5 protein-coding genes and 1 pseudogene are annotated in these 4127 nt (G+C 70.0%); 5 read left to right on the top strand and 1 reads right to left on the bottom strand.

Annotated elements, in window-relative coordinates:
• The 4 genes and pseudogenes from ABZ281_RS40565 to ABZ281_RS40550 all read left to right on the top strand — a co-directional run.
• Nucleotides 1-322, top strand: a pseudogene (locus tag ABZ281_RS40565) (hypothetical protein); the annotation flags it as partial.
• A 317-nt stretch (nucleotides 323-639) separates the two neighbouring features.
• Nucleotides 640-1188 (top strand): hypothetical protein, encoded by a 549-nt coding sequence (locus ABZ281_RS40560; RefSeq protein ID WP_356662985.1) that lies wholly within the window; start codon nucleotides 640-642, stop codon nucleotides 1186-1188.
• Nucleotides 1189-1630: 442 nt separating this feature from the next.
• Nucleotides 1631-2362 carry an aminoglycoside phosphotransferase family protein gene (locus tag ABZ281_RS40555; RefSeq protein WP_356662984.1) on the top strand — a complete coding sequence of 244 codons (732 nt, stop codon included), beginning with the start codon at nucleotides 1631-1633 and terminating at the stop codon, nucleotides 2360-2362.
• A gap of 76 nt (nucleotides 2363-2438) precedes the next feature.
• Nucleotides 2439-3272 (top strand): sugar nucleotide-binding protein, encoded by an 834-nt coding sequence (locus ABZ281_RS40550; RefSeq protein ID WP_356662983.1) that lies wholly within the window; start codon nucleotides 2439-2441, stop codon nucleotides 3270-3272.
• 135 nt (nucleotides 3273-3407) lie between these two features.
• Here ABZ281_RS40550 and ABZ281_RS40545 read toward each other — a convergent pair whose 3' ends face one another.
• Nucleotides 3408-3821, bottom strand: coding sequence for a hypothetical protein (locus ABZ281_RS40545; RefSeq protein WP_356662982.1), 414 nt, complete (start codon nucleotides 3819-3821; stop codon nucleotides 3408-3410).
• 138 nt (nucleotides 3822-3959) lie between these two features.
• Between ABZ281_RS40545 and ABZ281_RS40540 the strand changes: the two genes are divergently transcribed.
• Nucleotides 3960-4100, top strand: a complete 141-nt coding sequence (locus ABZ281_RS40540; protein WP_356662981.1) for a hypothetical protein — start codon at nucleotides 3960-3962, stop codon at nucleotides 4098-4100.
• Nucleotides 4101-4127: the final 27 nt, after the last annotated feature.

The raw sequence follows: 4127 nt of genomic DNA, 5'->3' as shown, positions 1-4127 counted from the left end.
CCTGAACACCTACACCGGCTCCCAGGACGCGGTCACCGACGACGTCATCGACGCCGACCCGGTCGCCACCGCCCTCACCCGCTGGTCCGCCACCGGCAGCACCGAGTGGCGGGCCACCACCGGCCAGATCGACGAGGTTCTGCGGCCGCCCGGGCCCATCCCGGACACTTGGCCCAAGACCACCGCCCTGCTCTCTGCTCGCCTCACCTCCCTCGCCCCGGCGCTGCGACAACGCGGCATCGACATCCGCAAGTTGCCCCGCACCAGCGCCACCCGAGGCTTCCTCATCACCCTTCGTCCGGACTCCGGACCGCCGGCCTGACCTCAGGCTCCCGCCCGGCCGCGAACCAGCCACCAATCCCGTCACCGAACCCGCCGCCATCCGAGACGCGCGGGCCTTCAGCACGTCCCTGACACCCCCGGGAGACCGGCCCGTACAGACCGAAGGCACCCCCCGGGCTGTCAGCCGCCTACCCCGACGGCCGCGAGCCGGGTCGGGCCCGCGTCGACGGCCGACGAAGCGCCGGGGACGGCCTCCACCGCGAGGAGATTGACCTGTGACAGGTGATCTTGACCGATTGACAGGCGAGTTTGACCGGTCGTGTGGCCGTGCTGCATGCCTCGTTAGGCTCGGCTTCCATGACTGGTAGGGACGTCGCGCACAAGCGCCGCTTTCTCGTTCTGCACGACTACGGCATGGGTGGCTCGTGGTGGTGGGTCCGTGCGCGGTCGGCGCGGGAGGTACTCGAAGGGCTCGCCTGGGTCGAGGTGGTCACCGACCCGGAGACCGTGGCCCGGTTCGAGGCGGAGGAGCTGGAGGAGGCCGACATCGACGCGTCCCGGATGCCCGCGGGCCTGGACGAGCTGCGCGCCGAGCGAGACGCGCAGCGCGGGCGGGCGGGCTTCGGCGCACTCGCGGACAGGGGCGTCGTATACCTACGGCGGCGCTGGGACGAGGAGGACGAGGAACCGGTCGACTACCTGATGGAGGTGGGCTCCGACGGGCGCCGCCTCCGCCAGGTGGAAGTGCCAGAAGGCGGGACCGCCCTGCGCAGCGGCCCTGACGATTGGCCGTTCAATCCACCCGTGGTGGACCTCTTCGACCCGGCACTGGTTGATCAGGAGATCAGCCAGGACGCCTTCGAAGGGCAGTGGGCACGAGCCCGTCCCGCAGACCCCGGCCAGTAGCCCACCGACCGGTCAAACTCGCTTGTCAATCGGTCAAGGTCGCCTGTCAAAGGACAGAGATGACGCCGTACTGACGCTGCCCATGACGCACCCGGCACCCCGCCCGGACCTGCTACGACCTGCAACGTTTCCCTCCGACCAGCAACCCCATGACGCAATGACGCTCTCCCGCACGATCTCTCTGAACGAAAGAGGGGGGGAAGGAGGGAGAGACATGGCGCGCCAGAGCGTCATCAGCGTCCGCCGACCGGCCCCCAGATGGTAGAAGCACAGGTCAACACCACCGTGGGAGAGAACGGTGCAGCGTCATCCGACTGCGTCACCGATGCAGTGCGCGTGTCCGGACAATGGACCTTGACCGTTTGCCGCTGAACTTGACCGATGGCCTGCGCGTGCAGAGTCGGCTGAGCGTCCGGTGCACGAACGAGGCCAGGATGAAGCCATGGAGAACGAAGTGCCATTGCCCGGCGGACGTATCACCCTCGGCGTGGTCAGGGTCGGGCGCACCGTCCGGCGGCCAGCCACCGCATCGTCATCGTTCGTCGCCGAGCTGCTCGGTGACCTCCAGCGAGAGGGCTTCACCGGCGCTCCGCGCCACCTCGGGTTCGACACAGCCGGCCGCGAAATCCTCAGCTACCTCCCCGGCTGGGTGCCCGCCCGATTCCAGCGCTGGACCGACCCCCAGGTGGCCGCGGCCGGCACCCTGCTCCGCTCCTTCCACGACGCCACCCGCAGCAGTCGCTTGACCGGACGGCATCCCGTGGTCTGCCACCACGACCCGGGGCCGAACAACACGGTCTTCACCGACGACATCCCGACCGCTTTCATCGACTTCGACACCGCCGCCCCCGGCGATCCCGTCGAAGACCTCGGCTACATGGCGTGGACCTGGTGCATCTCCTCCAAACCCACCGCTCCGCCCGCCACCGTCCAGGCGGCGCAGGTGCGCGTCCTCGCTGACGCGTACGGGCTCGACGCCACCTCCCGCTCCCGCGTCGTCGATGCCGCGCTCGAACGCCAGGCCCGCAACGCCCGGTGGTGGCAAAGTCACCTCGCGGGCCCGTTCCCGCGCGTCGCCGACGACTCCACGATCACCGGGCGCATCCGGTGGTCCGAGCAAGAGCACGCCTACACAGCGGCCAACCGCAGGACCTTCGACACAGCCCTGGGCTGACAAAGGCTGAACGCTAAGCACCCACTTCAGACGGATCCGCCCCAGGACGCACCTTGCAGTCCTAGCGTGGGGAGGCATGACGGTACTGATTGTCGGCGGCAGCGGGTTCCTGGGCGTTGAGCTGGCCCGCCAGGGCCATGCAGCAGGCGTGGAGACGGCCGCCACCTTCCACTCGCACCCCGGCAAGGGCGCCGACGCGTGGCACCGCCTCGACCTGCGCAACTTGGCGAACCTCCAGGAGGTCCTGGATGCCGTCAGCCCAAGCGCGGTCATCAACGCGAGCAGCGGCGGAGCCGAGTGGGCGGTCACGGCCGAGGGCGGGATGCGCCTGGCCCACGTCGCCGCGCAACGGGGCATCAAGTTGGTCCACGTGTCGAGCGACGCCGTGTTCTCCGGCCGCGACGACCTGTACGACGAGACGTGTCTACCCGACCCAGTAACACCGTATGGGGCCGCGAAGGCTGCGGCCGAAACGGCCGTGCGGCTCCTGAGCACGGGCGCCGTCGTCGCACGGACCTCCCTGATCATCGGCGATGGCCGGTCCGAGCACGAACGCCTGGTGCACGCCCTGGCCGCCGGCACACGGGGCGGGGCACTATTCACGGACGATGTCCGATGCCCAGTCCACGTCCGCGACCTGGCCGCCGCACTGTGGGAGCTCACCCTGTCCGACGCGGCTGGCGTCTTTCACCTCACCGGCCCGGACGCCGTCACCCGCCACGAACTCGGCACCCTCATCGCGCAGCGGGACGGCCTTGACCCATCGCTGCTGCCGACCGGCCGCCGCGCCGACAGCGGCCTCCCTGGCGGACTTTGTGTACACCTCGACAGCCGCGCCACCCAGAAGAGCCTCGCCACCCGCCTTCGCGGAGCCCGGGAGTTCCTGCGGCGTCAAAACCCTGACCGCTGACTCCGACCGCGCAGGGCCAGTGGGCCGGAGCTGAGCGTGATGGACGGTCGCTCCCTCCGGGCTGACCGGGGCATTGGGTTCGGCCTTCGGCCATCCGACGTGGGTTAGGACCTCGCACCTCGCCCACGGCACTTCTCAGGCGAGAACGCCGCTGCGCTCGGCAAGGCCGCGGAGCTCGGTCGATGTGGGCCCGGAGACCAGCAGGCTGGCGATCAGCGACTTCGTCGCTGGGCGGGCGTGGGTCTCCTCGGGAGCGCATCGTTCCGCCGCCAGGAGGGTTCGGACGCAGTCGCTGCGGCGGCCGAGGCGGTCGTAGGTGACGGCGATGTCGCCGAGGGCGCGAGAACGACGTTCGACGCTGGGCAGCGCCTTCAGCGAGACCATGCGGGCAGCATCAAGCGCGGCAAGAGGATCACCCGCATGGTTTTCGGCGCTGATTCGGTGGAGCTGCACCGTGAGGGGGCTGAAGCCCCCGCCGTGGTCGCGAAGCATGGTGCGGCCGCCGAGTTCCGTGGCGATCGCGGCGGCCTCGTCCGTGAGCTCTCGCATCCCGTCCCGGTCGCCCCGCCTGGCAAGGGTGTAGGACGCACTCTGGACGAGGAGCCCTCGTAGGGCCGTTCCCGCGCGTCCGGCGCTGCGCAGGTCCGGGTGGTCGGCGGCGGTCAGGGCGATCGACAGGGCTTCCTGATGCCATCCAGCTTTTCGAGCGAGCACGGCCAATTGCCGGGCGGACTCGGCAACGGCGAGGGGTGCGCCGCCTGCTTCGGCGAGTTGGCCGACGCCACCCTGGACGACGCATTCCTGGACCTGACGGAGGCCTCCGCATGAGCACCGCCCTCATCAACCCCGCTGTGC

Origin of the sequence: Streptomyces sp. NPDC006265 (assembly GCF_040613555.1) — a bacterium.
Lineage (GTDB): Bacteria > Actinomycetota > Actinomycetes > Streptomycetales > Streptomycetaceae > Streptomyces.
Note: the sequence above shows the minus strand (reverse complement) of the source record. Positions and strands in the feature narration are given on the sequence as shown.

Coding starts and splice junctions, on each gene's coding strand:
- ABZ281_RS40555 (WP_356662984.1), top strand. CDS start 1,631: ATGGAGAACGAAGTGCCATTGCCCGGCGGACGTATCACCCTCGGCGTG.
- ABZ281_RS40560 (WP_356662985.1), top strand. CDS start 640: ATGACTGGTAGGGACGTCGCGCACAAGCGCCGCTTTCTCGTTCTGCAC.
- ABZ281_RS40540 (WP_356662981.1), top strand. CDS start 3,960: ATGCCATCCAGCTTTTCGAGCGAGCACGGCCAATTGCCGGGCGGACTC.
- ABZ281_RS40550 (WP_356662983.1), top strand. CDS start 2,439: ATGACGGTACTGATTGTCGGCGGCAGCGGGTTCCTGGGCGTTGAGCTG.
- ABZ281_RS40545 (WP_356662982.1), bottom strand. CDS start 3,821: ATGCGAGAGCTCACGGACGAGGCCGCCGCGATCGCCACGGAACTCGGC.